Here is a 25009-nt window from a genome sequence, read left to right as displayed (position 1 = left end):
GTGATGGAATGGCTACTACCGTCGGAGCAAAGCGTAGATGGACATGGAGACACACACAACGCAGCTGAAGCTGCAAGAAGGCGCTAAAAATCCCTGTCAAAATACAACGCGAATGCTGTTGTTTTACAGAGACCATCGCAATCCAGAAATGCATTCCAAACGAGAGCAAAAAAACTACCCCTAGGGTCAGGAGCCATTGGTTGCCGATTATGAAATATGGTTCACGGGTCGAAAATCGAGTGCTGATATGAGCGACCATTTCTGGCTGAATGACGCGCAAATGGCAGGTCTGGGGTCCTACTTTCCCAAGTCCCACGACAGACCTCGCGTAGATGATCGACGCGTACTGCTTGGCATTATCTTCATTAATCGCAATGGCTTACGCTGGCGAGATGCGCCTCGGGAATAAGGGCCACAAAAGACCCTATACAATCGCTGAAAGCGGTGGAGTGAGAACGGTGTCTTTGCCCAGAGCATGGTCGGTCTGGCCGCCGAACACGGCGAGAAAAAGACATATGGAAGATACCATTGGGTTAGATATTTCCAAAGACAAATTGGATGCGTACTGGCTTTCCAAAGGGGAGCGCAAGGAGTTCGGCAACGACAATGCGGGGGTTTACCTGCAGCACTTATGCTGCATGCGCATACTGAACAGGCAATTCTTCAGTGCTCCGTCTTCTGTCGTTTTTATGCGGCGACACGTCAGCCCTATGTAAAACCGGGGAGTTATAATGTCGCGACGTCGTTGGCTCAAGTTGGTGAACAGGTCCATCGCCCGGATGAGGCAGAAGTAATTGTCCTCTTTGATGCCAGGGAAGTGGTTATAGAGCTAAGGTCGTTGATCGCGTTGTCACCGAGGCATTTCAACATGCGGCGGTTACAATAATTTCGACTTTCAGCTCGCCACGGGCGAGCCTGGCCTCGCCGCATGCGCGGGCGGGAGCGTGGCCACTAGGAACCCACGCATCCCAGACGGCGTTCATCTGCGCAAAATCCGCCATGTCTGCTAGCCAGATGACCACCTGCAACATCTGCTCGCGCGAGGATCCTGCCTTTTCCAGCAGTGCATCCACACGCAAGAGGCAATCGCGGGTCTGATCCGCCACGCTGGCGCCATCGCCAACCTGACCACACAGATAGGCCACGCCGTTGTGCTTGACGATCTTGCTCATACGGGTTGCGGTATCGATACGTTCAATCATGTGTTTTTTCCTATTCCGCCGCGTCGGGCGCAGAGATGTCCATGCCTGCCAGCTCGCCCAAGGTCACGGGTTTCAGGGGTGGGCGAATGCGATAATAACCGGTTTCATCGGGCGTTTGACCCGTTGCATCGACCAAAATCGCCGTGACGCCAAGCCCGCAATAGCGGCCCTGACAGGGGCCCATGCCCGCGCGGCCGAAGGCCTTGGTCTGGTTCGGGCCAATGCATCCCAACCCGGCATAGCTGCGAATGTCGCCCGCGGTGATCTCTTCGCAGCGGCATATTATCGTCGCGTCATGGGGCAACAAGGCCTGCGCGTAGGGCGGATAAGCCGCATCAAGGAATGGTCTCACTGCCAGTTCATGCGCGAGCTTTGCGCGCGGTGCGGCAGCGCGGCGGTCGCGGTCCTCGCGCGTGAGGCGCTGTGCCTCGAACGCAATCTGAAGCGCGGCGATGGTTCCGGCAAATTCCGCCGCTCTCGCCCCGCCGATACCTGCGCCATCGCCCGCAATAAAGACGCCTGACTTGTCACTTTGGCCCCAGCTATCAAGCTGTGGGATAAAGCATCGCTGCGCCGCGTCCCAAGTGTGCGCGATATTGAGCGACCGCGCGGCTTGGGTGTTGGGGACAACGCCATGGTGCAAAAAGACCGTATCACAAGCGATCCGGTGGGAGCGGCCATTTCTTTTGAACGTCACAGCCTGCGCTTTGTCCGTGCCCTCAATAGCAATGTCTGTCGCGCCGGTATGGCGTGGCACGCCGACGCGGGTGATACTGGCGAGCATCTTCAGGCCCTTGACCAAATAGCGCCAGCCTCGCAAAGCGCCGCCCAAGTGCCGCGCCGTGCCGGCGATATCGCTGCGGGATTGCGTCTCGATCATGGCCTTGGGCGGGGTTCCTGCCCGCACCATCTGCGCCGCAATCAGATAGAGAAGCGGGCCGGAGCCGACCAGAACAGCGTTGCGTGCCAGAACACCTGATTGTTTGAGAAGGATTTGCCCCGCCCCTGCGGTCATGACCCCCGGCAGGGTCCAGCCGGGCAGAGGCATCGGGCGTTCGAGTGCGCCGGTTGCAAGCAAAAGGCGGTCAGCGTCGATCTGCGCACCGCGCCCGTTAACAGTGTAAGAGATGCGGAACTGGTCCTCTATGGCCCAGACGACCGCGCCATTGACATGGGTGATCGCACCATGCTGCAAGCCGGCCGTCAGCGTGGCACCATGCGTGTAGTCCGCGCCCAGCATATCGCCGCGCAGAGGCGCGACGCGGTCCACATCGCGGTAAATCTGTCCGCCTGCGCGGGGCTGTTCATCCAGCACTATGACGCTAAGGCCCAGTTCGGCGGCCTGCGCTGCGGCTGCCATGCCTGCGGGGCCGGCCCCGATGACGACAAGATCAGAACGGGTCATGCCAATGCCTCGTCGCGGTGGGGGCGCTTGATCTCAAGGCCATCGGTGACCTCAATCATACAGGCCTGCCGTGTGGTGCCATCAATCTCTATCAGACAGTCGAAACAAGCGCCCATCATGCAAAACGGACCGCGTGGGGCGTTCGACACGGGCGTACGGCGAAACACACCGACGCCAGCCGCCAAAAGCGCAGCTGCAAGGTTTGCTCCTCGCGGCAAACTCAGCGCCATACCATCCAAGGTCACGTTCACGCGCGGCCCATTTTCGAGCTCAAGAAACGGCGAAGCGGTTTTCACTGAAGACCTCCAGATCTGGCGCTGCGTCGGTATCCTCCAGCCAATCGGGCAGAATACGCGCATGCGCGGCGGCAAGGGTGATGCCGCTGTGACAGGTGACAAGGTAGGCACCAGGCATCTCGGCGCTTTGTTGATAAATCGGCAGCCCGTCGGGAGAGAGCACGCGCAACGCGCCCCAGCTGCGTACCAGCTGCGCACGGGCCAGCGCGGGATAGGCAGCAATTGCTTCGGCGGCGAGGCCGGACAGGCCCGGCTGTGTGACCTTGTCATCAAGGCCAACCTCTTCATTCGTTGCGCCTATCTGGATGCCGCCTTCATCCACCTGCCTTGCTATCAGCGAGGGACGGTTGATCAGCTTTGGCAGTTTCTCGGTGATCAAGACCTGACCGCGCTGTGGGCGGACTGGCGCTTTGAAACCCATCTTCGGGCCCAGCTGTGCCGCACCCAGCCCCGCAGACAGGACAACCTTGCCCGATGTGACGACTGTACCGTCTGCGCATGTGATGCGGAAGGCATCCGGCTTTGCCACATCTGTGACGGTCTTGCCGACCAGTACATGCCCGCCCATGCCGCGCACATCTGCGGCCAGTGCAGTCAGCAATTTCAGCGGGTTCGCATGGCCGTCTTGATGATGCAGGATAGCGCCAACGACCTTTGGGCCGATATGCGGCTCTTCTTTGCGCAATGCATTGTGTCCAAGGACTTCGTAAGGGTAATTACCGCCCAGCTGCGCCTTTAGCTTTTCATATTTCGCGACCGTGGCTTCCAACGTCTCGTCAGAGAAATGAAGATCGTAACCGCCTTTTTGCTCCAGCGGGATGGACTTGCCGGTGTTGCCCGAGACCTCACTGGCGAAGTCGGCCCAGATCGCAGCAGATTGTTGGGACCAGCTGGCATAGCGCGGTTGGTTCATGCCTTTGGATTGGACCCAGACCAGCCCGAAATTTCCGCGACTTGCACGGAAAGATCCGTCGTCGCCGTCCATAACAGTCACCGTGCGCCCGCGCCGGAGCAAACCCCAGGCGACTGAGAGGCCAACAATACCCCCTCCGATAATGGCGTAATCGGTTTCCATGTGTGCCGTTCCGATGTTGAGAGGTGGTGTCAGGGCGGCGGTGACCGCCCCGACTAGATTTGGCTTAGTTGCCTGCGGCGGCAACTTTGTCGAGGATCGCCTGCCCCCACTCGACGCCAACATCTTCAAGGACCTGCGGCCAGACATCGGCACGCACCTTGGCGGCCATACCAGCCAGATCGTCGGCGCTCAGTTTGGCAACGGTTGCACCCAGTTCGTCAACAAGACGCTGTTCGTTCTTTTGCTGATCGCTTTCGGCCACTTCCCAGCGAGTTGCTTCAAACGCGGCCGCCTGTTCGCGCAGCGCGGCCTGATCTTCGTCGGACAGTTCAGCAAGGCTTTCGTTCGATATGATCATGTACCAGACTTCAAAGTGGGTGTTGGCCGGGATGTAAGTTTTGGTCACGTCGCGGAACGAGGCATAATAACCTTCCGCCCCGGAACCGATCACACCGTCAACCACGCCAGTCTGAACGGCTGTGAAAGCTTCGGAGAATGGGATCGGTGCAGGGATGTAGCCAAGAGCTTCGCCTGTCAGCTGGAAGCTTTTGATGCCTGGAACGCGCACCTTGACGCCGTTTGGCTCAACTGAACCTGGGTTGTCATTCGCTACGTTCAACGAAATGCCACCGAAATAGACCGGATAGGCCGCCAGCATGGTGATGTCTTGCTCGGCGTAAAGCCCAGCCATCACGTCGCGCACAACGCCGCCGGGGCCATAGACTGCACGGGCCTGATCCCAGTCGCCTGCAAGATAGGGAAACGAGCTGATCTGCATACGGCGGTCAGCAGCAGCAGCGGCAGGCTGGGTTGCCATATCGATCGCGCCCACGCTGATGCGTTCCTGAACGGTGGTGTAATCGCCAAGCGCCGAGGCTGGGAACAGATTGATCTTCACGTCGCCGCCAGTGGCCTCATCGACAGCTGCGGAAAATGCCCGCAACTCGACGTCGATGGTTGCATCTTGCGGGCGCACGTGGCTCATCTTGAGGTTCTGTGCTTCAGCGTAGCTGCCGAGCGCCATAAGGGCGGCAGCGGCTGTGGTCAGGAATGCATGTTTCATTTTGGTTTTCCTCTGTGTTGATTTTCGTTTTTGTAATTAGGGCGCCACGTCATATCCGAAAAAGCGCGGCAGGAAGAGCGACAGGTCGGGCCAAAGCGAGGTCAGGAAGACCACAGGCACATAGCCAAACAGGATCAGTTTCATCGCAGGCGGGATAACCTTGGTCACCTTCACGTTGCCAATCCGTGCGCCCAGATAAAGGATCGAGGCATAAGGCGGGGTCACGCCGCCCATCGCGGTGTTTACACCCATGATCGCAGCAAACTGCACAGGGCTGACACCGATTGCGTTCATCAGCGGCAAGAGCAGCGGCGCAATCAGGATGATCGCAGTCACGTCATTGACGACCATACCAACGAGGAACAACATGATGTTGATCATGATCAGCAGGAGCAACTTGTTTTCGGTGATCGAAAAGATGCCCTCGACCAGCTGTTGCGGGATGCTTTCATAGACGAACATCTGGCTAAGGATCATCGAGAAGAGGATCATCATCATAATCGCGCCCACGGCTGTGGCAGCTTCTTTGCCCGCCGACAGGAAGTTGCGCCATTTCAGGCCCTTGTAGATCAGAAAGCCCACAGGCACGGCATAGATAACGGCGACAGCGGCGGCCTCGGTCGGGGTCATAACGCCGCCATAGATGCCGCCAAGAATGATCACCGGCATCAGCAACGCAGGGAAGGCGTGAAACCCGCGGCGAGCGACCTCTCCAGACAACTCCGAGAAAGAGGGCTTGTCGTCGAGAACCAGATTGAACTTGCGCACCATGAAAAGGTTGATCACGGAAAACGACGTCATGATCAGGAGCCCCGGTCCAAGCGTGGCCAGGAAACAGGCGAGGATCGAGGTGTCCGTGACCCAGCCATAGACGATCATTGTAACAGACGGCGGGATCAGTAGGCCAAGGATCGATGAATTGGCAATCAAAGCGGTGGCGTATTCACGGGGATAACCGCGCTTCTCCATCTCGGGGATCAAGAGCGGGCCAATGGCCGCTATGCCCGTCAGACCGGAGCCCGAGATCGCGCCGATCACGGCGCAAGACACCGCAGCCACAACGCCCAAACCGCCACGTACATGGCCGATAAAGGCGTTCACAAAGCGCAACAGTGACGCGGCAATCCCACTCTCCGACATGACCGTGCCCGCAAGGACAAACAGCGGAATGGCAAGAAGGACAGGATTGCCCAATTGCTGAACCCCCCACAGCATCATGCCCTTCATTGTCACATCGCCCAGGAAATACATGACCATCAGGGCCGATCCAAAGCAGTAGGGCAGCGGTACGCCCAAAGTGAGCGTGATCACCAGCAAAGCAATGGCAAGTAGGGCTATCTCAATCATGCGATTTCTCCGGCCCGCAAGTCGCGGATATGGCGCACCAAATGTGATGCAGTGTAGATCATCATCAGCGACAGGCCGACGACCAGCGCGACATCGGAATAGAATGTCGGGATATAAAGCGTCGGGCTTTCGCGCCAGACACGCCAGGCATACTGCGTGTAATCCCACGCCCACGACAGCAACCAAAGGCCAACGATCAGACTAATGATCTCTCCGATGATCGCCAGAATGGTGTGGCCACGATTCGTCTTGATGAAGATCTCTAGAACATTGGCGCGTATGTGGGTGTTTTCGCGCGAAGCGTTGACGGATCCGAGTATATAAAGCCACACCGTCGGGTAGGCCATCGTCTCCTCCAGCCCCATGACGGGGACTTGCAGGACGTAGCGGGTGATGACCTGGACAAACTGGCCCATGGCTACAGATATGATCAGAGCCGTTAACAGGTATTTAGCGAATTTGTCCATGTGTCCCCCAATCCCCCGAGCGTCTGCACGTGGGTTGCGAGATCATCACACTGGACATTTGGCATTAAATCAATTTCATAATATCTTTAACCTCATTAATTTGGTTTATGGCTATGCACCTATCCCTCCGACAACTCTCGACTTTTCGCGAAGTCATGCGGTCTGGCTCTATCAGTCAGGCCGCCCGTTCCGTGGGCCGAACGCAACCTGCGGTATCGACGATGGTGCGAACCCTTGAAGATCAGCTTGGCTTTGCTCTCTTCCTGCGGTCGCATGGCAAACTAACCCCTACGCCGGAGGCGCAGTTTTTCCTTGAGGAATGTGAGGATATTCTCGGTCGGGTCGAGCGTACCGAACGCACGATGGAACGGATCAGCTCTCTACAGTCGGGCAAGCTCAAGATCGCCTGCCACCCGGCGGCCTCCAGCGTTTTTCTTCCAAGGCTCCTGACTGGATTTCTCAAGAATCGGGGTGATCTTGATGTGTCCCTCATGATGCGATCCTCTGGCGTAATCGAAGACCTGATCGCATCGCAGCAATATGACCTCGGGTTTGCCGAGACACCGCAGCCGCGCACATCAATCCGGCAAACGGATTATGACCTCGAATGCGTCTGCATTCTGCCCAAAGATGACCCATTGAGCAGAGCGGATGTTGTTACGCCGAACGATCTTGATGGCCGCCCGATGGCTGTTCTGTTCGATGAACACGGGACAGCCGTGCAAACCGAAGCCGCCTTTCGCGCTGCCAGATGCCATTTCAACAAGCGGCTTGAGCTGCGCACTTTCCTGCCCGGAATGCAATTCGTAGCGGCGGGCCTCTGTGTGATGGTCTGCGACATGATCACGGCCTACAGCCATCTGACCCAGACCCCCGAAAACGAACGCCTGTCAATCCGGCGATTTGGGCCAAAGATTTCAAACAGTGTCTCTATCCTGACACCAGGCTACGCTACGCAATCCATGGTAGCTCAAGCCTTTATTGCCGAACTCCAAGTCGTCGTTGAAAATATGCAGGCCGAGATTTCCGATACGTTGAAATAGCGGCAAAGCATTTGTGAGCTACTCCCCATCTGTTGGACAGGATCTGGCGTCAGTTAGGCTACTCTTTGCACCTGCTGATCAGGGTGAGTTTGTCTTTTCCCGGCCAAGAGACAACGGTTGGTGGCCTGCCGCCAAGGGCTGAATGGGGGGTTATTGTAGTAGGCCACCTACTTGCGGATGCCAGCCTTCGTGTCCGATCCGGTCCCAAGGGCGTGCAGCTATAGGCACTCGTCTTTCAGGGTTCGCCGCAGCCGCGCGATAAAGATGTTGTCGAGGAAGCGACCCTTTCCATCCATCGAGATTTGCACACCGGTCCGGCGCGATCATGCCGCGCCTCGCTTCCCGCCCCGGGGATTCAGCTTTCGCCCCAGAAAACAGTTGGTCACCGCCAGGTCACCGATCTTGGCATAGCGGTCCTTTACCTGCTCCTTGGCGATCCCGGACTTTTTCCGTTGCCGCGCGCAAACACACCGCCTCTCATGAAGACAAGAAGAATCATGAGAAAAGCGTTTCGCCTTTAACCCGAGGCATCAGGTAAAGGCGGAACACTTTAGGATAAGATGACAGTTCCGGTCCGGTTACGGGGCACCTTATCAACGCAGAGCGTACTGCCATGGAGGGGCGGCTCATACCTCTCACTCATGGCAGGGTTCGCCTACTGAACAGGCGCTTCCTTTGCGCCGGTCATAAATGCCACCGCGTCAGACATGGTGTAGTCCTTGGGGTCAATCACACACAGCCGCTTGCCAAGCCTGTGAACGTGAATACGATCAGCGACCTCGAACACATGCGGCATGTTGTGGCTGATCAGAATGATCGGAATACCACGCGAACGGACATCAAGGATCAGTTCCAGCACGCGGCGGGATTCCTTGACGCCAAGGGCGGCCGTTGGTTCATCAAGAATGATGACTTTGGACCCGAAAGCCGCAGCTCGCGCCACGGCAACACCCTGCCGCTGACCACCCGAAAGCGTTTCAACCGCCTGATTGATGTTCTGGATTGTCATGAGTCCCAGATCAGACAGCTTCTGGCGGGCGAAGTCTTCCATCTTTTTCTTGTCGAGTTGCTTCAAGTACTTGCCCATGAAGCCTTCCTTGCGGATTTCACGGCCCATGAACATATTGTCTGCAATCGACAAGGCAGGGGACATCGCCAGCGTCTGGTAGACGGTTTCGATCCCGGCGGCACGTGCGTCGATGGGGGAATGGAACTTGACCTGCTCTCCCTCAAGAAACACCTCGCCCGCATCGGGGACAACTGCCCCCGAAAGCGCTTTGATCAAAGATGATTTGCCAGCACCGTTATCCCCGATCACGGCGAGGATTTCGCCGGGGTAAAGCTCAAAATCGCAGTGATCCAGCGCTGTGACCTTGCCATAGCGTTTGACAAGGTTCTTTCCGGTAAGAATTGGCTGTGTCATGCCGATACCTTTCTGATCCATTGGTCCAGACCAACCGCGCCGATAATCAACATACCGATCAGCATAAAGGTCCATTGCGGGTCTGCACCGGCCATCCGCAGCCCCATTTCAAAGACCCCGACGATCATCGCGCCAAAGAAAGCGCCATAGATCGAACCGCGTCCGCCGAACAACGAGATGCCCCCGATCACGACGGCTGTAATTGACTGGATATTGCCGATAACCCCGGTGGAGGCCGAAGGAGAGACAGAGCTGAACCGCCCGATCATCACCCATCCCGCCACTGCGCAAATCAATCCGGTCAGAATATAGACGGACATCAGCGTCTTGTGCACGTTGACACCGGCCAGTTGTGCAGCTTCTGGGTCGTCACCGACCGCATAGACATGCCGCCCCCACGCCGTTGAGCGCAGCGCGTAGGCCAGAGCGACCACGATCAGGATCATCAGGATCACGCCAAAAGTGAAGTTGGCACCACCGATGGAGACCTTGTTTCCAAGGAAAAGCAGAGATGGCGCTTCCTCGCGCAACTGACTGCTGCGCAACGTTTCGTTCCGTGAAAACAGGTAGGTTGAGGCCAGCACGATCTGCCACATGCCCAGCGTAGTGATAAATGGTGGAATCTTCACCCGGCTGACCAGAAATCCATTCATCGCGCCAACAAGGGCACCGAAACACAGACCGATCAGCAGACTCAATTCGGCAGGCAGGCCATAGCGGAAAGTGAATTGCCCCATGATCACCGTGCACAGTACGGCCAGTGCGCCGACCGACAAATCAATGCCCGCCGTCAGGATCACAAGGGTCTGTGCCGCAGCCAGAACGCCAACGATCTGTACCTGCTGCAAAATGAGTGTCAGCGTCCCCGCTGAGAAAAAGCGCTGGCCAAGAAGCATCCCGAACAGCGCAATCGCCGTCACCAGAATGATCAATGGCACAAGGGCCGGGTTCACATGCAGGGTATGCTGCACCGTGCCCAAGAACCCTTTTCGTTCGTCTTCAAACTGGGCGAATTGTGTTTCGCCCTTGTCCTTGACGACATCTTCGTAGCTTTGACTGTCTGTCATGTCGTTTCCTCCCGACTTTGTGAATACCACAAAGCAGTCTACCGCGTGACATGAAAAGGGCGGGCAGCGGTGGCCACCCGCCCCTTCGGATGTCAGTTGCGGCTATGTTGCCGCGTCAGTCGGGTTTAGCCCCAGCAGCGATCAGTGCCTTCGGCAACCGAGATTGACTCAACGCCATCGGCAGGCCGGTCAGTGACAAGCGACACGCCGGTATCAAGGAAGTCCTTGCCTTCGGTGTTTGCAGGCAATGTGCCGTCCTCGGCATATTGCGCAATCGCTTCAACGCCCAAAGAGGCCATGAGAAGTGGATACTGCTGGCTTGTCGCGCCGATCACGCCGTCGGCCACGTTCTGCACACCCGGGCAACCGCCATCGACAGACACAATCAGCACGTCATTTTCGCGCCCGATGGCAGCCAACGCTTCATAAGCGCCCGCAGCCGCAGGTTCGTTGATCGTGTAGACAACGTTGATTTCGGGATCGACAGCAAGACAGTTTTCCATCGCTGTGCGACCGCCCTCTTCGTTACCTGCGGTGACTTCGTTGCAGATGATGCGCGCATCATCTTCGTCACCCCAGCGGTTGACGTCTTTGACGTCGACACCAAAGCCGGTCAGGAAACCCTGGTCACGCAGAACACCAACAGTGGGTTGGCTGATGGCCAGATCAAGCATTGCGATCTTTGCAGTGGCCGCATCGTCACCCATGGTTGCGGCGGCCCACTTGCCGATCAGTTCCCCGGCAAGGAAGTTGTCAGTTGCAAATGTGGCGTCAGCGGCGTCGATAGGGTTAAGTGGTGTGTCAAGTGCGATGACCAGCAAACCGGCTTCGCGGGCCTGCTCGACCGAAGGAACGATTGCGGCGGTGTCTGACGCTGTGATCAGGATACCGGACGCGCCATTTGCGATACATGTTTCGATCGCGGCAACCTGTGCTTCGTTGTCGCCGTCAACCTGACCGGCGTAGGAATTGAGCGAGATGCCCAGTTCTTCGGCTTTGGCAGCAGCGCCTTCGCGCATCTTCACAAAGAAGGGGTTGGTGTCTGTTTTTGTAATCAGGCAAGCGGATGTGCCATGCGCGTCAGCCATCGCCGAGCCAGCGGATGTGACAGCGACGAGCGCAGTTCCGATAAGCAGTTTTTTCATGTTTTCCTCCCAAAAAGTCAAATTATAGCGGGCGTTTCCCGCAAATTTCGTCCGGCGCAATGCGAACCAAAGTAGGGGCAAAAAACGCGATTCTCACGGCGCTGTCAATTAATTAATTAACTTTCTTTATTAATTAAGAGTCGGTATGCTGGTGTGGGAGGATAGCTCCATGCGCGCAAGAATGGATAATTCAGTCGTTAGATCATTCAGTGCCGGACTGAGCCAGAAAGGCGTACGCAATCATAACGAACGGTTGCTGCTGTCGCTCTTGCAGCGTCACGGGCAGATGCCGGGTGGCGATCTGGCAAAGCTGGCGGGTTTGTCGCCGCCTGCGGTGTCAGCGATCCTCAAGCGACTCGAACTTGACGGACTACTCGTGAGGGGTGAACCGACACGCGGCAAAGTGGGTAAACCATCGGTACCGATGATGCTGGCGCCGGGCGGTGTGTTGTCGATCGGGCTCAAGATCGGGCGGCGGTCTGCCGATCTTTTGCTGATGGACTTCAAAGGGACGATCCGCACGCAGCGCCAGTTCAAGTACGCCTATCCCGTTCCGGCAGATGTGTTTGCATTTCTGGCCGCATGCATGTCCGAAATTTTGGCCAGTCTGTCGCCCGCCGAGGTGGGGCGCATCTGCGGAATTGGCGTCGCCGCTCCGTTTGAGATGTGGAACTGGCACGATCTGACGGGCGATGATGCCGACGTCTTCATGCGCTGGAAAGACATCAACATCCCCTGCGAGATCGCAAAGTTCAACGCGCTACCCGTTTCTATCGTGAATGACGCAACCGCCGCCTGCCACGCAGAGCATATCTTTGGAAGGGGCAAGGAATTCCGCGATTATGCGTATTTCTTTGTGGGTGCCTTTGTCGGCGGCGGCATCGTGTTGAACCATTCCGTTTACGAAGGGCGAAAAGGCAATGCTGGCGCGCTTGGATCGCTACGCAGCATCAGCCCTCTGGGCGAAAGCAAGCAACTGATCGACATGGCCTCGATCCATTTGCTGGAAACCCGGCTGAGCGAAGTCGACATCGCGCCTGAACGCATCTGGCGTCATCCACAAGACTGGAGCGGGATCGCAAGATATGTCGATCCATGGTTGGGTCAGACCGCACAGGAATTGGCAAAGGCCAGCCTGTCAATATGCGCTGTCATCGATTTTGAGGCAATCATCATTGATGGGGCGTTTCCAAACGACGTGCGCAGTGAACTGGTGGAACGGGTGCGGCGGTACATCGTCAACCAGGACACACGCGGCCTGATCGCGCCCCGGATCGAAGCGGGCAGCATCGGCGGCAATGCGCGTGCAATCGGTGCCGCCTGTGGGCCGATCCTTTCGCAATATCTGCTAAATACGAACGCAGGAGTCGCTGTGGCATAGTCGGCGCGTCTTGCAGGGAGCGGGCAAGATATGGTGGCGCTATTCCCGCCCCTATCGGCAGACCCAGCCCGCAGGCTTTGGATTGTTGTTTGAAGATGCGAAATCCATGCTTTTCGAATCGTACTACCCCAAACTTTCAGGCGAAACGAAATTCGGCCTTTGCTGGGGGCACTTATCCTACCAGTTCCGCAAATTGCTCGAAACCGGACGGGCGGGTCGGTCGAACTGGCCTTTCCGGATCATATAGGCAGTTTCAATTCCTGCCAGCGTGACTGCCGCAGAATTGAACGGTCTGAATGTCTGGGTGTGGCTGGCAATTTTCTTGATGAAACGATGGTCCTGCGCGATCATCTTGTTGAGATATTTCACTCGCAGAACTTCGATCAGCCAGCACCAACTCTGCATCGTCAATAAAGCGTTTCCCGAAAAGCTGTAGGTATCGCGACGCGTTAAACTCCCCCAACGCTCTTCACATTCAGCCAATCATGGCGCCATCGAATGAGCCCGGGGGTCACAGCCGGGGCTTATGTCGAGGTCCTACAGGTTTTTCGGCTCACCTTCTATCTGACCGGTGTCCTCACGGCTATCGTCAAGGGACATAAGCAAAAAGACATCCACCAGCTCCTACCATGGAGCTTCAGAGGCTGAAGCAACGCTAACTTAGCACTGGGATAGCTGTTATTTCAGCACAATTCTGGACGGCTACCTCAGAAGATAAATTCATGAGGTCCAGCGCTTCACCGATTGGATGAAATCCCAGCACCATTACAGGTCCCGATTGGCGACAAAACTCACATTTCAAAATTGACATATATCAAAATGGTCGTCCTCTTCTCGTGGATATCTTTGGTAGCAAAACAGCGAAGGAGAATATTATGCGCTTGATGAAAACACTAAGATCTTCTGTAGCACTAACTGCAGCCGTGTTGCTGACCGGATTTGTCGCCAGTGACTTCACTGACTTGTCCATGGCAGCAATGGCGCAAGAGGCCTCGGGTGGTCCTGCCCGCGGGCAGGGAAATCAAGGCGGCCAAGGTCAAGGTGGGCGAGGTGCGCAAGCTGGCCAAGGCAATCAGGGTGGTTCTGGTGCCGGTCAGGGCGGACCGGATCAAACTTCTGACAGTCAGGGTCCGCAAGCGGGCGGTCCTTCTGACACCAATACCGGTGGCGGCAGACCCCTTTGGGCACAAGAAGGCATTCCCGAAGTTGAGTTAGGGCGTCTGAGCGTCGTGCGCTCGCCCGATCAGGTGCTCGATAGGGCATTCGATGAGGCGCTTTCGACATGGGACGCCGCGACAATGGAAGCGTTCTACAGCCTGCCATTCGACAATGCCGACACCACCATACTGAGTGAGCTCAGCTTGAATTGGGACAATCTGACGATCTACGATTCTCCTCTTCAGAATCTTGCATTGATGGAGGACATTCTTGAGGATGGCGACAGCCAGCTTCCTGTGAACAACGATGCTGACATTTTGATGGCGGTCTTTCTTGGAGTCGCCTCTGACAAGACGCTTCCCATCACATCCGATACCGTCATCGCGGTAACAACGATTTTGGGCTACCCGATAACGGGTCAAGATGCAGCAGATCTGGCTGAAGACGCCGAAGCAGTGCGCATTGCTGTTCTTGCAGGCCACGGCTGATCAAATCAGGTTGGGTTTGCGCGAAATGAAATGGGTCCGTGGACCCGAAGCAAGAACCCCGAAAACGAGACTGACGACACGGGAACGGTGCGCACCTTTGCAGGTGCCACCGATACCGGTTTTGCATGGCCAGTCGGCGTTGGCGCATCGCTTCAAATGACGCCCCCTGGTGAATCGCTCGGTGATCCTTAGAGCAACCTACCGGTATTAAGACTATGGCAGCGTTTCGGGTGGCGGGGATCCGGTTGGAAACGGGGAAAGTGCAAAACAGGGATTTACCGTCGATCACACCGATCAGGTCATCGGCATCGCCATCCGCATTCCGCCGGAGCCAAGTGTGCAAGGATGCTCTGGCCGCTGCTGTACTGACGTTCAATGCGATAGGATGCTCAGATTTAGGAGAACCAAGATGATACGCATAATTTGCATCGGGACCGCTCTCGCCGCCTTGACGTCATGCGCAGAAACGACTGATTGCCAGAACTGGACGACTTATGAGTTTTTCGAGGATGCATCGGTCCAAGACGTGGCTGGGTGTCTCAGTACTGGCGCCAGTGTGAATGCAGTCGACCGGGATGGAGGGACGCCGTTGCATTTGGCCGCAATGGGCACCGAAAACCCTGATGTCATCAAAGCGCTGATCGCTGTGGGCGCAGACGTCAACGCGCGCGATCTAGCACAAAGAACGCCTTTGCACTGGGCGGCCCTGATCAACGACAACCCGTCGGTTTTCGTGGCGCTGATCGATGCCGGCGCAGACGTCAACGCACAGGATGTTTGGGGGCAAACCCCGCTTCACGAAGCGAACGTGGTGTCCAACAACACGGCTGTCATCAAGGTGTTGACCGATGCTGGTGCCCAGTGAACTAGGTCTGGCCGCCTGCCAAAAAAGTATGCCTGTCGCCTGCGTCACGAGGCCGCTCTGGTGAATGAGTTGATGGAGGCACGAGACGAGAAACAGCTGATGCGATTGCAGCGCCAACTCGCAAAGGTTAGCCGACGGATTGGTTTGATGTAACCGCGCAGTTTGTGAGTTATGGCACCGCGCCCAGCGCGGCGCGAAGGATGCGGTCAAGAGGTCCGGCATTGGTGGCCTTCATCATGGTATGTTTCGCGGTCTTTGGTGCAGGCACCTTCTATATCCTGCGGATGATGCGCAAACGGCCTGCTACACCCAACCTTGGCCTACGCGATGGTCCGATCCGCACGGCGGATATCACGCCCGCTGCGCAAATCGACCCTGACTTCATCCCCGCGAATAAGGAGCCCCACTATGGAATTTGATCTTGCTTTCATCTGGGCCGGTCTGATCGCCTTCGCGGTGCTGACCTATGTGGCTCTCGACGGGTTTGACCTTGGTCTTGGCATTCTCTTCCCGTTCGGCAAGTCCGTGCGTGACCGCGACATGATGATGAACTCTGCCGCACCGGTCTGGGACGGGAACGAGACGTGGCTGGTTCTGGGCGGCGGCGGCCCTTTTCGCGGTTTTTCCTCTGGCCTACGCCATCATCATGCCGGCGCTCTACATGCCAATCACGCTCATGCTGCTGGCGCTGGTCTTTCGTGGCGTGTCCTTTGAATACCGTTGGCGGACAAAGCGCTGGAAACCCGTCTGGGACACAGCCTTTTTCGGCGGCTCATTTGTCGCCGCATTGTGTCACGGCATCGCCCTGGGCGCGCTGGTGCAGGGGATCGAGGTTGATGGGCGTGCCTAGGCCGGTGGCTGGTTCGACTGGCTGACGCCTTTCTCTGTTCTGACCGGGTTTGCTGTTGTGGTTGGTTATGCATTGCTGGGTGCAGCTTGGCTGGTCATGAAAACCGAATGCGCCTTGCAGATGCAAATGCGCGGCTATGCCTGGTGGCCCGGGGCGGTGACCCTTGGTCTGATTGGCACCGTGAGTATCTTTACGCCGTTTCAGGATCCGGTCTATTTCGAACGCTGGTTCAATCTGCCGGGAAGCCTCTGGTCGATGAGCGTGCCGCTCGCGATGATCGCGCTTGTCTGGTCCTTTTTCACAGGGCTGAATGACCAAAGCGACCTGCGCCCGTTCCTCTCTGCCCTCGGCTTTTTTTGTAGTCAGCTTTATCGGCATTGGTATCAGCTTCTACCCGATGGTGGTGCCCCCCTCGCTGACGATCTGGCAGGCCGCCGCGCCGGATCGCGGCCTTGCCTTTGCACTTGTTGGCACGGTGATCCTGATCCCGATCATCCTTGCCTATACCGCCTATGCCTGCTGGATGTTCCGCGGCAAAATGGATCCGAGCGAGGGCAATCACTGATGGCCCGGAATGTCCGCAAATGGCTCTGGTTCATCGGGCTTTGGTTCGCAAGTGTTGCCATGCTGGCCATCGTCGCCTCGGTGATCCGTGCCATGGTACTCTAGGATCAGGACCCATAAACGCAAGAAAGGTTGGTGCGCTCCTCTTGGCGTCGTGACGGACAAGCTGCGCAGTTATCGCCGCTTTGCCTTGGTGTCGATGACAGATCGCACATGGCATTGCACAATCGCAGCGCGGCGTCACATCGGCCCACCCCTTGATGAGAGAAGATATTCCGCCGGTTCAAATCAGCAAGACAGGCGCTTGAGGCTCCCGGCAGGGTAAAACAGGCAGACTGTCCGAATAATGCTTGACCCGTCTACAGCTTCACACCTTAGGAATATCTCAACAGTCGGAATTCGGTGTGAGTGGGCAAGGCGGCGGATGTATCAAATATCGAAACTGGCGGAGAGCGTGGGTCTGTCACGCGCGACGCTGCTCTATTACGAGAAGCTTGGGCTGCTTAGGGCCGCGCGGCAGGCGAACGGCTATCGCGTCTACACTGATGTTGATCGGCAGCGCCTGAGTCTGATGCAGCAGCTTCAGGCCGGCGGCCTCAGCCTGCAGGAATGTCGGGCCTGCCTCGATGGCAAGCTCGACCGCGAGATGCTGGGCCAGCGGCTTGACACGCTGGAGCGCGAGATCGCCGCGAAGACGCGGTCGCGCGATCTGCTCGCCGCACTTCTGGGGCGTGGCAGCCTGAAGGACTGGCACGAGGAGGTCGAGCGGGTCGCGCCCGACCTGCATCGCGCCTGGCTGATGACCCAAGGATTTTCAAGCGCGGAGGCCGCGCGGGTGGCGTGGCTGTCAAAGGACATGAACGCACATGACGATTACATGGCGGGCTTCATGGAGGTGTTCTCGAGGCTCGACCGGTGGGGGCCGGCGACAGAGGCCGCAACGCGACGCGCGCTGGTCATGGTGCCTTTTGCACCCCAGACGATCCTCGAGATCGGCTGCGGCCCCGGCATGGCGACGATGACGCTGGCTGACGCGACCGCTGCGCGGATTGTGGCGACCGACACTGATGCGGGTGCGCTGGACCGGCTTACGGGACGGATCGCAGCGCAGGGCGTAGGCGACAGGGTCGAGGTCCATAACATGGACATGGCACAGTTGCCCGTGCCGGATGATCCATGGGATGTGATCTGGGCCGAGGGCAGCGCGTATATCATCGGTATCGAGCGTGCGTTGCGGGACTGGCGGCCCCTCCTGCGCCCCGGTGGCGTGCTGGTGTTCTCCGAGATGGTCTGGCGTATCAATGACCCCTCGGACGAGTTGCGCGCCTTCTGGGCCTCGGAATACCCGGCCATGACCCGCGTTCCCGTCCGGCTCGCGCAGGCGAAACGCGCGGGCTACCGCGTAATCGGGCATTTCGACATGGGGCGGGAGGCGATGGACACCTATTACCGCCCGCTGGAGGCCCGCGTCGCGGAGATGGAGGAGCGGTTGACAGGTAGCCGAGTGCTCAACGATCTGCGCGCGGAACTCGCGACCTACCACACCTGCGACGGGATCGTGAGTTTCGAGATGTTCGTGCTGCAGAAGCCCTGATCCGCAGCGCGATCCGATTTTTCAACCACAGCATGGCAAACAGCCCCTGCAGACGGAGACATGACGATGGACTATTCAACGGACCATAGCGCCCACGCCGAGGCGATCGCGGATCTCTTCACAGCAACCTTCACCGCCTCGGAAGGGGCGGAAGAGGGCGCGCTGATCGGTGACCTCACCCGCCGCCTCTTGGCTGAAACGCATGCCGCGGACCTCCGGGTCTTCACCGCTTGGGAAGACGGTGCGCTCGTCGGCGGCATCCTGTTTACCCGGCTGACCTTCGAGAACGAGACACGTACGGTCTTCATGCTCGCCCCGGTGGCGGTCGCCACGACATGGCAGGGCAAGGGGATTGGACAGAAATTGATCGCCTACGGTCTGGATACGCTTCGAAAGGAAGGGGTGGACATCGCCGTGACCTATGGCGATCCAGCCTTCTATGGGCGGCTTGGGTTCAAGCCGGTCACGGAAACCGAAGTTCCTGCGCCCCACAATTTGCAGCACCCCGAAGGCTGGCTGGGCCAGTCCCTGACCAAGGGACCTCTCGTGCCTTTAAGGGGACCGGTTCGGTGCGTTGGAGCCTTTGACGATCCGGCTTATTGGTAACTTCGGCAGCCTGTCAGCCTGACGCTATTTGATGCTTCCGGCAGTGTAGGAAAACAGTCCAGCAGCCTTGGCACCGTCCCCCTGCTCTGGCTGACCGCCCCGGAGCGCGCAATCAAATACTCACAAGCGCGTTGCGCGTCCGCCGCGTGGATAAAAATCGCTTACTTTACGGAACGCAGAAGGCGCAGCCAGTTGTAAAGCCAGACGGCGTTCATCTCAAGCGTATGGGCCGTGGTCGCGTCGTAAATTCTTTGAGCCCAGTTGCGGTGGACTGATGCTCACAGCGTTTCGCGAAGAACCGTTCTCACAGCTTTTCGGGAAACGCATTGCGACGTTCGTACGTGGTGGGCATTTCTTCTTTATCTGATGCCTCAGTTTAAAGGCAAAACCCTTGATTGGCGATGCAGCGTTGGGGCGGGCTGATCGAAGTCTTGCAAGTGAAATATCTCAACAAGCTGATGATGCCGGATAATGGGTCCTTACCCTAGGCCACAGCGTGCGCCGCTGCCGCATCACGTTTGAAAAGGAGCGCAAGACCAATCGCGATGAACCACACGATGGCGCCAAGGCCAAAAATAGCGCCAGCAACATCCCCCAGCGGGGGCAGGATCGTCAGCAATCCGCCCAGCCCGGTCAGCAACCCAAGTCCGATAACGATCTTGCCAAAGGCGCGGTGCAGCAGGCCCGCAAGGCTGACGCACAGTATCCAGACCCCTCCGGCTATTTCATTCCCGCCGCCGAGGCCAAGCTCAACCGCATGCAAGGTCTCCCAGGTCTGCACCGCCACGTCGAAATCGCTTTGGGCCAGAACAACCGCTCGTTCTGTGGCCACATTGGCGATCATCCCCGCCCCCAGCACAAGCGTCGTCCAGATCACCCCGAACACCAGTGTAACGCTGCCCCATTCCGGTGACGTGGACTTCAACCGGTTTGCCAGTGCGACGACCAGCAGGGCCAGCGCAAGCGCATTGACGATATAGATGACCGTGTTCCAGGTAATCATGATGGCCTGGTTTTCGGCGCTGAAGCGAACCGCGGCGGCCGCGTCAATCGCGTTTGTACCGTACCCCAATTCCGCCATTACAGTGACAAGCAGAACAAAGCCAAAGACATAGGTGCCTGCGCAAGTGAGGGCGGCGAGCCCGCCAATACGTTGGATCGTCATGATTCTTTCCTTTCGGTTGGGTGCTGGAGTACACGCGCCGCCTTGGCGGCGGCAAGGCTGTCCTGAAAGTAGTCTTGCAGATGATGTGTGCCGTGGCGCCTGCCGACCATGTCGAGGGCCAGGGCGCTGAGAAAAAAGCGGGCAGGCCCGTTGATGCGGCGTGGCCTGAGACAGGGCAGAAGTCGCAGTACAGTGCGTCGAACGACATCCGGCAAAAAGGTCAGGCGCGGGGGTTTTCCAAGACTGGAAAACGCCAGCTCCGCCAATTGCTTGTGGGTAAAGGCATCAGGACCGCCGATATCAAGCCACTCAATCCCCGTCTCTGCCGCATCTGCGGTGGCGGCCGCCAGATCTGCCCCGTGAATGGGATTGATCTGTTTGCTGCCATCGCCGAACAACCAGACCCGTCCGGATAGCGCCATCGTCAGGAAGTCACCCATATCAGAGAAGTACCCGGTGGGTGCGACAATCGTGGCGGGAACCGGACTGCGCTGCAGTTCGGCCACAAAGGCGGATTTGGCGGCGACCATGGGCACGCGGCTCAAATCTTTTGCTCTCAGCACGTGGATATAGGCGAACCGGCCGACCCCCGCCTGTTCCGCTTCGCGCAGCAGGTTAAGGTTGGCCTGATAGTCGACATCCCAATAACCCAGCCCTTCCGCTTGCCGCGTGATACCAAGGCAAGAGACGACCAGATCGGCTCCGGCCATCGCCCCTTTGAGGGTAGCAGGCACAGTGGCCTGCGCCTCAACCAGTTGGTCAGCCGCGATAGGGACGGCCTGGGTCGTCTTGCGGACAAGTGCGATCACATACCATCCGCGGCGCTGATATTCCGCGCAAAGGTAGCGCCCGAGATAGCCGGTCGCACCGGCGATAAAGACACGTTTCATGGCGTATATCTTTCCTTAAAAGGGCAGCAGTTGCGGCCTGACCGGGTGAATGCATAGACCCAGATGACTTATGGGCCGGTCGCGCCGCGTCGCTTCCGGCAAGCCCAGGTCTTGCGACAGATGATCAGGGATATCGTGGTGGCCGCGCGGTTTTGTACGCGCGTCACCGGTGAGCAAAGCGTAAAGCCCGTGAAACCGGCGGGCACGAATGCAGGGGATGTCAGTCATCGTCCGGACCTCAACCAACGACCCGGTGGCCGCGACCACGCAGGCATTCAACAACAATGGACTCTCGCCGTTCGCTGACGTCCACGGCACTCGCGATACCGCCGGCCAGCGCGCCTGCAAGGGCACCGCCCAATGCGTCGCCACTTTCGGCTGCACCCAATGCTGCACCAGCGCCCGCGCCCAGAACAGTCGCCCCCAGCGTTTCCTGATCGAACTGGTTTTGGTCGTGGGCCAGCGCCTGACAAGCAGCCAAGTCAGCCTGATAGGCAGGGGTCGGCGTACCATCAAGGATCGGCTGGTAGTTTGCACCGCTATCGGCACAGGCCGCTATCAGGACCACCCCGGCAGTGGAAATTACAAGTTGCGTTTTCATTGTCTGACCTTTCTCGTTTCGATGTCGAGACAGCAGATAGCCAGTCGTCCGCGGTCACGGCATGACCGCAGGCATCAACGAATTGACACTTCGTAACAGAGTGTCGTCAGGCTGCCTGATTGAGGTAGGCAGTGGGGCTGAGCCCTGTCCACCGCTTGAAGGCGCGAACGAAAGAGGAGGCTTCGGAAAACCCCAGAAGATAGGCGGTTTCGTTCACTGTGACCTTTTGTCCACCCAGATATTCCATGGCCATGCGCTGACGCAGGTCATCGTGGATTTCAGCGAAAGTAATCCCTTCATCCTTCAACCGACGATACAAGGTCTGGCGGCTCATCGCGGTATCCTTGGCCACCTTGTCCATCGAGATCGTTCCTTCGTGCAGTTTGGGCAGAATCTGGGCTTCAATCTGCGCACGGATGGATGTATCGGCCCGCAGCTTTGCCAGCATCTTATCAGCGTGGCGGGTGAAAATGCCGAATGCATATTCGTTTCCCGGCTCGAACTGGGTGTCCGGGCTGTCCCAGACCGGATCAATCTGAAGCGCATTGCGGTTGGCATTGAACTGCACCGGCACGCGAAATAGGTCAGGGTACTGGTCCGCATGCGGCGGCGGCGGGTAGGTGACCTCCATCCCGATCTCGAATGTTGCACCCGGAAATGACCTGCGGAATTCGCTGATGAACCGCGCGAACGCCCCCTCAATGCCCATATACGCATCATGTGGAACAACCAGATGATCGACGATCCAAAGACCAGCATCCGTGTGAAGAAGCGCAAACCGGTCGGTGCCCGCTGGCAGGTTCACATCGGCCATCAGGTGCAAATAGCGGTTCAACTGCGCGATTGAGTGACCGAGCGACGCCGAGGTATGAACGATCTGGCCAACAACCGACATAGTCTCCAGTCGCGACTCCAGCGTGTGCCGCAGCAGCAACGCGGTATCGCCCGTTTGCCGGATCGCAGCCCCTATAAGCGCCTGATACGCCGCCACTGGAATGCGATTGTCCTGATCTGACAGAACATCATCTGTCAGGCCGCTGTCGGCCAGCAAGGCATCACGGTTTGCACCTCGGTCGCAGGCATAGTCCGCAAATGCCGCAGCAAAACCTGCTGCCATTGTCTGTTCGGTCACGATTGTCGCCTCAATCCGGTCATCTCATGACAGAATACGTCCTGATCCGGGTTTTAATCAACCAGGGCGGATGAAGACAGCGCTCCATTTCGGACCCGATATCCAAACAATGAACCGACCTGACGATGAGGTCCCACGATTTGGCCGATCAGGCGTTATCTTGCGCCGTGTCGCGGCTTTTGATCGACCATCTGAGTGCCGCCTTGTCGAAGGGGCGCACGGACTTCATCGGGCAGTGAAGGGTTCGGAGGTTATAGCCATACGATTGCAATTGTGAGGCACAGTATCACGGTCATGATTGGCCCCCAGAGCTTACGTTCTGCAACAGACGGCGTGATCCAGTTCAGGACAGTTGAAACGAAGATGACGGCCACAGCCGGCCATGCTGTCCAACGCGGCCAATACGGCCAATAGCCATCAGCCGAAAGCAGTGCCAAAGCGATTGCCGCAAGGATCGCGATTGAGAGCGCCGCAATGATCCTGCCGGACAGGGGCAAGGCCCCGTCCACCTGCCCCCCTTGGGTCAGCCGCCCCCAAGGGGCCCCGACTATCAAGGCGACCTGAAAACCGATCACCCCAAGGATCACAACGCAAACGAAATAAACCATGTAAGCCATCATATCCATTCACGCGCCGCCCTTTCAATCCACATCTGAAGCCGGGAAAACGGATTTCCCGGCTTCAGGCGCGGTGCGTTCGTGATGCGCAGCGCTCTGCTGCAAACGCGCCTCACGCCGACTGTGTTTGGCTCTGTGTCATCCACAGAAGCCCAAAGAGAAGCAGCGCAGCCGACGCGGCGCAGGCGGTCGTCCGGACGGAATTCCAGAAGGTCCACCGGGGGACATAGGTCTGCGCCCAGTAGTCGCGCGTGGTGCCCGATGAGATATCCATGCCCGCCAGTGCCTCGTTCATTGGCACGTTGAAGAAAACGGTGACACCGAAGCAGCCGACAAGATAGACCAGTCCGGCCATCATAACCAGCGTTCCCGCGGGGCCGGAGAGACCAAAGGCGCCATAGCCCGCGACGATCAATGAAGCTGCTGCCATGCCCAGAAACAGCGCCATGAACACCCAGCGAAAGACCTCGCGGTTTATGACCTGCATGGCCTCGATGCCGCCATGGCCACCCGTCATTGCGAGGGACCGCATGATGAAGTCCGAAAAGGCAAGGAAAACGCCGCCCAAAAGAGCATAGGCGAGAATTGCGAATTGGAAGAGGAAGAAGAAAGCTATCGACATTGTCGGGTCTCCTGATGAGGGTGATGCGGCAGAAAAGCGGTGTCTCCTGCCGCCTGTTGTGAGGGTTAGGCGGCGGCAGACCATGCGCCTGCGGCCATCGCGGTCTGTGCGAACGCGGCGAAGTCGCGCGGCTTGCGGCCCAAGGCGCGCTCTACCCCGTCCGCTGTGTATGCGTTGCGGCCATCCAGCGTTTCCCGCGCGATCTGCGTAAAGACCTCGGCCACGAAGTCACCGCCAGAGGCTGCGACATTGGCGTGAAAGTCTTCAAACGTGATCGGGACATGCTGGATATGGCGGCCTAGCGTCGTGGACAGCACTTCTGCCATCTCAGCAAAGGTCATCAGGCGCGGGCCAGTGACTTCATAGCGCTCGCCCAGATGCCCCTCTTCGGTCAGGGCAGCGACCACCACGTCGGCGATATCGTCGATATCAATGATCGGCTCAGGCATATCACCACCCGGCATCGGCAGCACGCCCCCCAGGATCGGGTCGCGCAGGTAGCCTTCGCTAAAGTTCTGCGCAAACCACGCTGCCCGCACGATGGTGAAGGGCAGGCCTGAATTGCGGACGACCTCTTCGCCCATGCTGGCAAAATGCTCGCCGCGGCCCGAGAGCAGCACAATATGCTTTAGCCCTGTGTCCACGGCCACCTTGGTGAAGGCTTCGAGCTTTTCTACTGCGCCGGGGAAGGCGAGATCGGGGAAATAGGTCACATAGGCTTTTGAAACGCCGGTGAGGACGGGAGCCCAAGTGCTTGGGTCGTCCCAATCGAAGGGTGTCTCGGACCGCCGTGCGCCGCGACGCACTGCGACGCCTTTGGCTTCGAGTTTGCTGGCGACCCGCGACCCGGTTTTGCCGGTGGCGCCGATAATGAGGATAGGTTGGTCAGTCATTTTCAGTCTCCTTGGTTCAAGTTGATGACCAAGGATTAGAAAAACCAAGG

General features: G+C 58.0%; 25 protein-coding genes and 6 pseudogenes. 11 read left to right on the top strand and 20 right to left on the bottom strand.

Features of this window, described 5'->3' with window-relative positions; translation table 11 throughout:
- Nucleotides 1–247: 247 nt before the first annotated feature.
- Nucleotides 248–514 (top strand): annotated as a pseudogene (locus tag C8N45_RS06935) (transposase); the annotation flags it as partial.
- A gap of 349 nt (nucleotides 515–863) precedes the next feature.
- Here the strand turns inward: C8N45_RS06935 and C8N45_RS06925 are convergent.
- From C8N45_RS06925 to C8N45_RS06895, 7 genes are all read right to left on the bottom strand, one after another.
- Nucleotides 864–1202 (bottom strand): RidA family protein, encoded by a 339-nt coding sequence (locus tag C8N45_RS06925; protein WP_108385486.1) that lies wholly within the window; start codon nucleotides 1200–1202, stop codon nucleotides 864–866.
- A 10-nt stretch (nucleotides 1203–1212) separates the two neighbouring features.
- On the bottom strand, nucleotides 1213–2607 hold the full coding sequence (locus tag C8N45_RS06920) for an FAD/NAD(P)-dependent oxidoreductase (protein ID WP_108385485.1): 1395 nt from the start codon (nucleotides 2605–2607) through the stop codon (nucleotides 1213–1215).
- Nucleotides 2604–2903 (bottom strand): (2Fe-2S)-binding protein, encoded by a 300-nt coding sequence (locus C8N45_RS06915; protein WP_211095457.1) that lies wholly within the window; start codon nucleotides 2901–2903, stop codon nucleotides 2604–2606. The genes C8N45_RS06920 and C8N45_RS06915 overlap by 4 nt, the downstream gene beginning before the upstream one ends.
- Entirely contained in the window at nucleotides 2878–3978 is a 1101-nt protein-coding gene (locus C8N45_RS06910; protein WP_108385483.1) for an NAD(P)/FAD-dependent oxidoreductase, read from the bottom strand. Before C8N45_RS06910 ends, C8N45_RS06915 begins: the two co-directional genes overlap by 26 nt.
- A 64-nt stretch (nucleotides 3979–4042) precedes the next feature.
- Nucleotides 4043–5041: a TRAP transporter substrate-binding protein DctP gene (gene dctP, locus C8N45_RS06905; protein ID WP_108385482.1), complete on the bottom strand. Its 999-nt coding sequence runs from the start codon at nucleotides 5039–5041 to the stop codon at nucleotides 4043–4045.
- A gap of 36 nt (nucleotides 5042–5077) precedes the next feature.
- A complete protein-coding gene (locus C8N45_RS06900; RefSeq protein ID WP_108385481.1) occupies nucleotides 5078–6388 on the bottom strand; it encodes a TRAP transporter large permease in 1311 nt (436 codons plus the stop codon).
- Nucleotides 6385–6855, bottom strand: coding sequence for a TRAP transporter small permease (locus C8N45_RS06895; protein WP_108385480.1), 471 nt, complete (start codon nucleotides 6853–6855; stop codon nucleotides 6385–6387). The genes C8N45_RS06900 and C8N45_RS06895 overlap by 4 nt, the downstream gene beginning before the upstream one ends.
- Nucleotides 6856–6968: 113 nt before the next feature.
- Between C8N45_RS06895 and C8N45_RS06890 the strand changes: the two genes are divergently transcribed.
- A complete protein-coding gene (locus C8N45_RS06890) occupies nucleotides 6969–7898 on the top strand; it encodes a LysR family transcriptional regulator (protein WP_108385762.1) in 930 nt (309 codons plus the stop codon).
- Nucleotides 7899–8553: 655 nt separating this feature from the next.
- Here the strand turns inward: C8N45_RS06890 and C8N45_RS06885 are convergent.
- The 3 genes from C8N45_RS06885 to C8N45_RS06875 form a co-directional block, all read right to left on the bottom strand.
- Nucleotides 8554–9321 (bottom strand): ATP-binding cassette domain-containing protein, encoded by a 768-nt coding sequence (locus C8N45_RS06885; RefSeq protein ID WP_211095456.1) that lies wholly within the window; start codon nucleotides 9319–9321, stop codon nucleotides 8554–8556.
- Nucleotides 9318–10388, bottom strand: coding sequence for an ABC transporter permease (locus C8N45_RS06880; protein ID WP_108385478.1), 1071 nt, complete (start codon nucleotides 10386–10388; stop codon nucleotides 9318–9320). Before C8N45_RS06880 ends, C8N45_RS06885 begins: the two co-directional genes overlap by 4 nt.
- Nucleotides 10389–10513: 125 nt before the next feature.
- Entirely contained in the window at nucleotides 10514–11533 is a 1020-nt protein-coding gene (locus C8N45_RS06875) for a sugar ABC transporter substrate-binding protein (protein WP_108385761.1), read from the bottom strand.
- A gap of 181 nt (nucleotides 11534–11714) precedes the next feature.
- Between C8N45_RS06875 and C8N45_RS06870 the strand changes: the two genes are divergently transcribed.
- A complete protein-coding gene (locus C8N45_RS06870) occupies nucleotides 11715–12914 on the top strand; it encodes an ROK family transcriptional regulator (protein ID WP_108385477.1) in 1200 nt (399 codons plus the stop codon).
- Between the two features lie 172 nt (nucleotides 12915–13086).
- Here C8N45_RS06870 and C8N45_RS06865 read toward each other — a convergent pair.
- Nucleotides 13087–13301, bottom strand: a pseudogene (locus tag C8N45_RS06865) (DDE-type integrase/transposase/recombinase); the annotation flags it as partial.
- A gap of 488 nt (nucleotides 13302–13789) precedes the next feature.
- Here C8N45_RS06865 and C8N45_RS22980 point away from each other — a divergent pair.
- From C8N45_RS22980 to C8N45_RS06835, 8 genes and pseudogenes are all read left to right on the top strand, one after another.
- Nucleotides 13790–14560 (top strand): hypothetical protein, encoded by a 771-nt coding sequence (locus C8N45_RS22980; protein ID WP_133175951.1) that lies wholly within the window; start codon nucleotides 13790–13792, stop codon nucleotides 14558–14560.
- A 409-nt stretch (nucleotides 14561–14969) separates the two neighbouring features.
- The gene (locus C8N45_RS06855; RefSeq protein WP_168769418.1) at nucleotides 14970–15425 is read left to right on the top strand and encodes an ankyrin repeat domain-containing protein; all 456 of its coding nucleotides are present in this window, start codon (nucleotides 14970–14972) and stop codon (nucleotides 15423–15425) included.
- 1 nt (nucleotide 15426) lies between these two features.
- A pseudogene (locus tag C8N45_RS23565) lies at nucleotides 15427–15554 on the top strand (ATP-binding protein); the annotation flags it as partial.
- A gap of 83 nt (nucleotides 15555–15637) precedes the next feature.
- Nucleotides 15638–15844: pseudogene (locus C8N45_RS06850) on the top strand (hypothetical protein); the annotation flags it as partial.
- A pseudogene (cydB, locus tag C8N45_RS06845) lies at nucleotides 15834–16840 on the top strand (cytochrome d ubiquinol oxidase subunit II). The pseudogenes C8N45_RS06850 and cydB, both read left to right, overlap by 11 nt.
- Nucleotides 16840–16944, top strand: a complete 105-nt coding sequence (locus C8N45_RS22975; RefSeq protein WP_114427817.1) for a DUF2474 family protein — start codon at nucleotides 16840–16842, stop codon at nucleotides 16942–16944. Before cydB ends, C8N45_RS22975 begins: the two are co-directional and overlap by 1 nt.
- Before the next feature lie 319 nt (nucleotides 16945–17263).
- The gene (locus C8N45_RS06840) at nucleotides 17264–18433 is read left to right on the top strand and encodes a methyltransferase domain-containing protein (protein WP_108385475.1); all 1170 of its coding nucleotides are present in this window, start codon (nucleotides 17264–17266) and stop codon (nucleotides 18431–18433) included.
- Between the two features lie 66 nt (nucleotides 18434–18499).
- Nucleotides 18500–19039, top strand: coding sequence for a GNAT family N-acetyltransferase (locus tag C8N45_RS06835; protein ID WP_108385760.1), 540 nt, complete (start codon nucleotides 18500–18502; stop codon nucleotides 19037–19039).
- 95 nt (nucleotides 19040–19134) lie between these two features.
- Here C8N45_RS06835 and C8N45_RS23555 read toward each other — a convergent pair.
- The 9 genes and pseudogenes from C8N45_RS23555 to C8N45_RS06790 form a co-directional block, all read right to left on the bottom strand.
- Nucleotides 19135–19272: pseudogene (locus C8N45_RS23555) on the bottom strand (ArdC family protein); the annotation flags it as partial.
- A 251-nt stretch (nucleotides 19273–19523) separates the two neighbouring features.
- Nucleotides 19524–20204, bottom strand: coding sequence for a hypothetical protein (locus C8N45_RS06825; protein WP_108385474.1), 681 nt, complete (start codon nucleotides 20202–20204; stop codon nucleotides 19524–19526).
- Nucleotides 20201–21094, bottom strand: coding sequence for an SDR family oxidoreductase (locus C8N45_RS06820; RefSeq protein ID WP_108385473.1), 894 nt, complete (start codon nucleotides 21092–21094; stop codon nucleotides 20201–20203). Before C8N45_RS06820 ends, C8N45_RS06825 begins: the two co-directional genes overlap by 4 nt.
- A 15-nt stretch (nucleotides 21095–21109) precedes the next feature.
- Entirely contained in the window at nucleotides 21110–21322 is a 213-nt protein-coding gene (locus tag C8N45_RS06815; protein ID WP_114427816.1) for a hypothetical protein, read from the bottom strand.
- A 10-nt stretch (nucleotides 21323–21332) separates the two neighbouring features.
- Nucleotides 21333–21695, bottom strand: coding sequence for a glycine zipper family protein (locus C8N45_RS06810; RefSeq protein WP_108385471.1), 363 nt, complete (start codon nucleotides 21693–21695; stop codon nucleotides 21333–21335).
- Nucleotides 21696–21801: 106 nt separating this feature from the next.
- Nucleotides 21802–22827, bottom strand: a complete 1026-nt coding sequence (locus C8N45_RS06805; RefSeq protein WP_108385470.1) for an AraC family transcriptional regulator — start codon at nucleotides 22825–22827, stop codon at nucleotides 21802–21804.
- Nucleotides 22828–23078: 251 nt separating this feature from the next.
- Entirely contained in the window at nucleotides 23079–23453 is a 375-nt protein-coding gene (locus tag C8N45_RS06800) for a hypothetical protein (RefSeq protein WP_108385469.1), read from the bottom strand.
- A 103-nt stretch (nucleotides 23454–23556) separates the two neighbouring features.
- On the bottom strand, nucleotides 23557–24066 hold the full coding sequence (locus C8N45_RS06795) for an anthrone oxygenase family protein (RefSeq protein WP_108385468.1): 510 nt from the start codon (nucleotides 24064–24066) through the stop codon (nucleotides 23557–23559).
- A gap of 65 nt (nucleotides 24067–24131) precedes the next feature.
- On the bottom strand, nucleotides 24132–24959 hold the full coding sequence (locus C8N45_RS06790; RefSeq protein WP_108385467.1) for an NmrA family NAD(P)-binding protein: 828 nt from the start codon (nucleotides 24957–24959) through the stop codon (nucleotides 24132–24134).
- Between the last annotated feature and the right edge of the window lie 50 nt (nucleotides 24960–25009).

Source organism: Yoonia sediminilitoris (assembly GCF_003058085.1).
Lineage (GTDB): Bacteria > Pseudomonadota > Alphaproteobacteria > Rhodobacterales > Rhodobacteraceae > Yoonia > Yoonia sediminilitoris.
The sequence above is the reverse complement of the archived record's forward strand: the minus strand, read 5'-3'. Positions and strand labels throughout refer to the sequence as shown.

What these genes read in the sequence shown, in the direction of transcription:
- C8N45_RS06925 (WP_108385486.1), bottom strand. Translation starts at nt 1,202, where the DNA reads ATGATTGAACGTATCGATACCGCAACCCGTATGAGCAAGATCGTCAAG.
- C8N45_RS06920 (WP_108385485.1), bottom strand. Translation starts at nt 2,607, where the DNA reads ATGACCCGTTCTGATCTTGTCGTCATCGGGGCCGGCCCCGCAGGCATG.
- C8N45_RS06910 (WP_108385483.1), bottom strand. Translation starts at nt 3,978, where the DNA reads ATGGAAACCGATTACGCCATTATCGGAGGGGGTATTGTTGGCCTCTCA.
- dctP (WP_108385482.1), bottom strand. Translation starts at nt 5,041, where the DNA reads ATGAAACATGCATTCCTGACCACAGCCGCTGCCGCCCTTATGGCGCTC.
- C8N45_RS06900 (WP_108385481.1), bottom strand. Translation starts at nt 6,388, where the DNA reads ATGATTGAGATAGCCCTACTTGCCATTGCTTTGCTGGTGATCACGCTC.
- C8N45_RS06895 (WP_108385480.1), bottom strand. Translation starts at nt 6,855, where the DNA reads ATGGACAAATTCGCTAAATACCTGTTAACGGCTCTGATCATATCTGTA.
- C8N45_RS06890 (WP_108385762.1), top strand. Translation starts at nt 6,969, where the DNA reads ATGCACCTATCCCTCCGACAACTCTCGACTTTTCGCGAAGTCATGCGG.
- C8N45_RS06885 (WP_211095456.1), bottom strand. Translation starts at nt 9,321, where the DNA reads ATGACACAGCCAATTCTTACCGGAAAGAACCTTGTCAAACGCTATGGC.
- C8N45_RS06880 (WP_108385478.1), bottom strand. Translation starts at nt 10,388, where the DNA reads ATGACAGACAGTCAAAGCTACGAAGATGTCGTCAAGGACAAGGGCGAA.
- C8N45_RS06875 (WP_108385761.1), bottom strand. Translation starts at nt 11,533, where the DNA reads ATGAAAAAACTGCTTATCGGAACTGCGCTCGTCGCTGTCACATCCGCT.
- C8N45_RS06870 (WP_108385477.1), top strand. Translation starts at nt 11,715, where the DNA reads ATGGATAATTCAGTCGTTAGATCATTCAGTGCCGGACTGAGCCAGAAA.
- C8N45_RS22980 (WP_133175951.1), top strand. Translation starts at nt 13,790, where the DNA reads ATGCGCTTGATGAAAACACTAAGATCTTCTGTAGCACTAACTGCAGCC.
- C8N45_RS06855 (WP_168769418.1), top strand. Translation starts at nt 14,970, where the DNA reads ATGATACGCATAATTTGCATCGGGACCGCTCTCGCCGCCTTGACGTCA.
- C8N45_RS22975 (WP_114427817.1), top strand. Translation starts at nt 16,840, where the DNA reads ATGGCCCGGAATGTCCGCAAATGGCTCTGGTTCATCGGGCTTTGGTTC.
- C8N45_RS06840 (WP_108385475.1), top strand. Translation starts at nt 17,264, where the DNA reads ATGTATCAAATATCGAAACTGGCGGAGAGCGTGGGTCTGTCACGCGCG.
- C8N45_RS06835 (WP_108385760.1), top strand. Translation starts at nt 18,500, where the DNA reads ATGGACTATTCAACGGACCATAGCGCCCACGCCGAGGCGATCGCGGAT.
- C8N45_RS06825 (WP_108385474.1), bottom strand. Translation starts at nt 20,204, where the DNA reads ATGACGATCCAACGTATTGGCGGGCTCGCCGCCCTCACTTGCGCAGGC.
- C8N45_RS06820 (WP_108385473.1), bottom strand. Translation starts at nt 21,094, where the DNA reads ATGAAACGTGTCTTTATCGCCGGTGCGACCGGCTATCTCGGGCGCTAC.
- C8N45_RS06815 (WP_114427816.1), bottom strand. Translation starts at nt 21,322, where the DNA reads ATGACTGACATCCCCTGCATTCGTGCCCGCCGGTTTCACGGGCTTTAC.
- C8N45_RS06810 (WP_108385471.1), bottom strand. Translation starts at nt 21,695, where the DNA reads ATGAAAACGCAACTTGTAATTTCCACTGCCGGGGTGGTCCTGATAGCG.
- C8N45_RS06800 (WP_108385469.1), bottom strand. Translation starts at nt 23,453, where the DNA reads ATGGATATGATGGCTTACATGGTTTATTTCGTTTGCGTTGTGATCCTT.
- C8N45_RS06795 (WP_108385468.1), bottom strand. Translation starts at nt 24,066, where the DNA reads ATGTCGATAGCTTTCTTCTTCCTCTTCCAATTCGCAATTCTCGCCTAT.
- C8N45_RS06790 (WP_108385467.1), bottom strand. Translation starts at nt 24,959, where the DNA reads ATGACTGACCAACCTATCCTCATTATCGGCGCCACCGGCAAAACCGGG.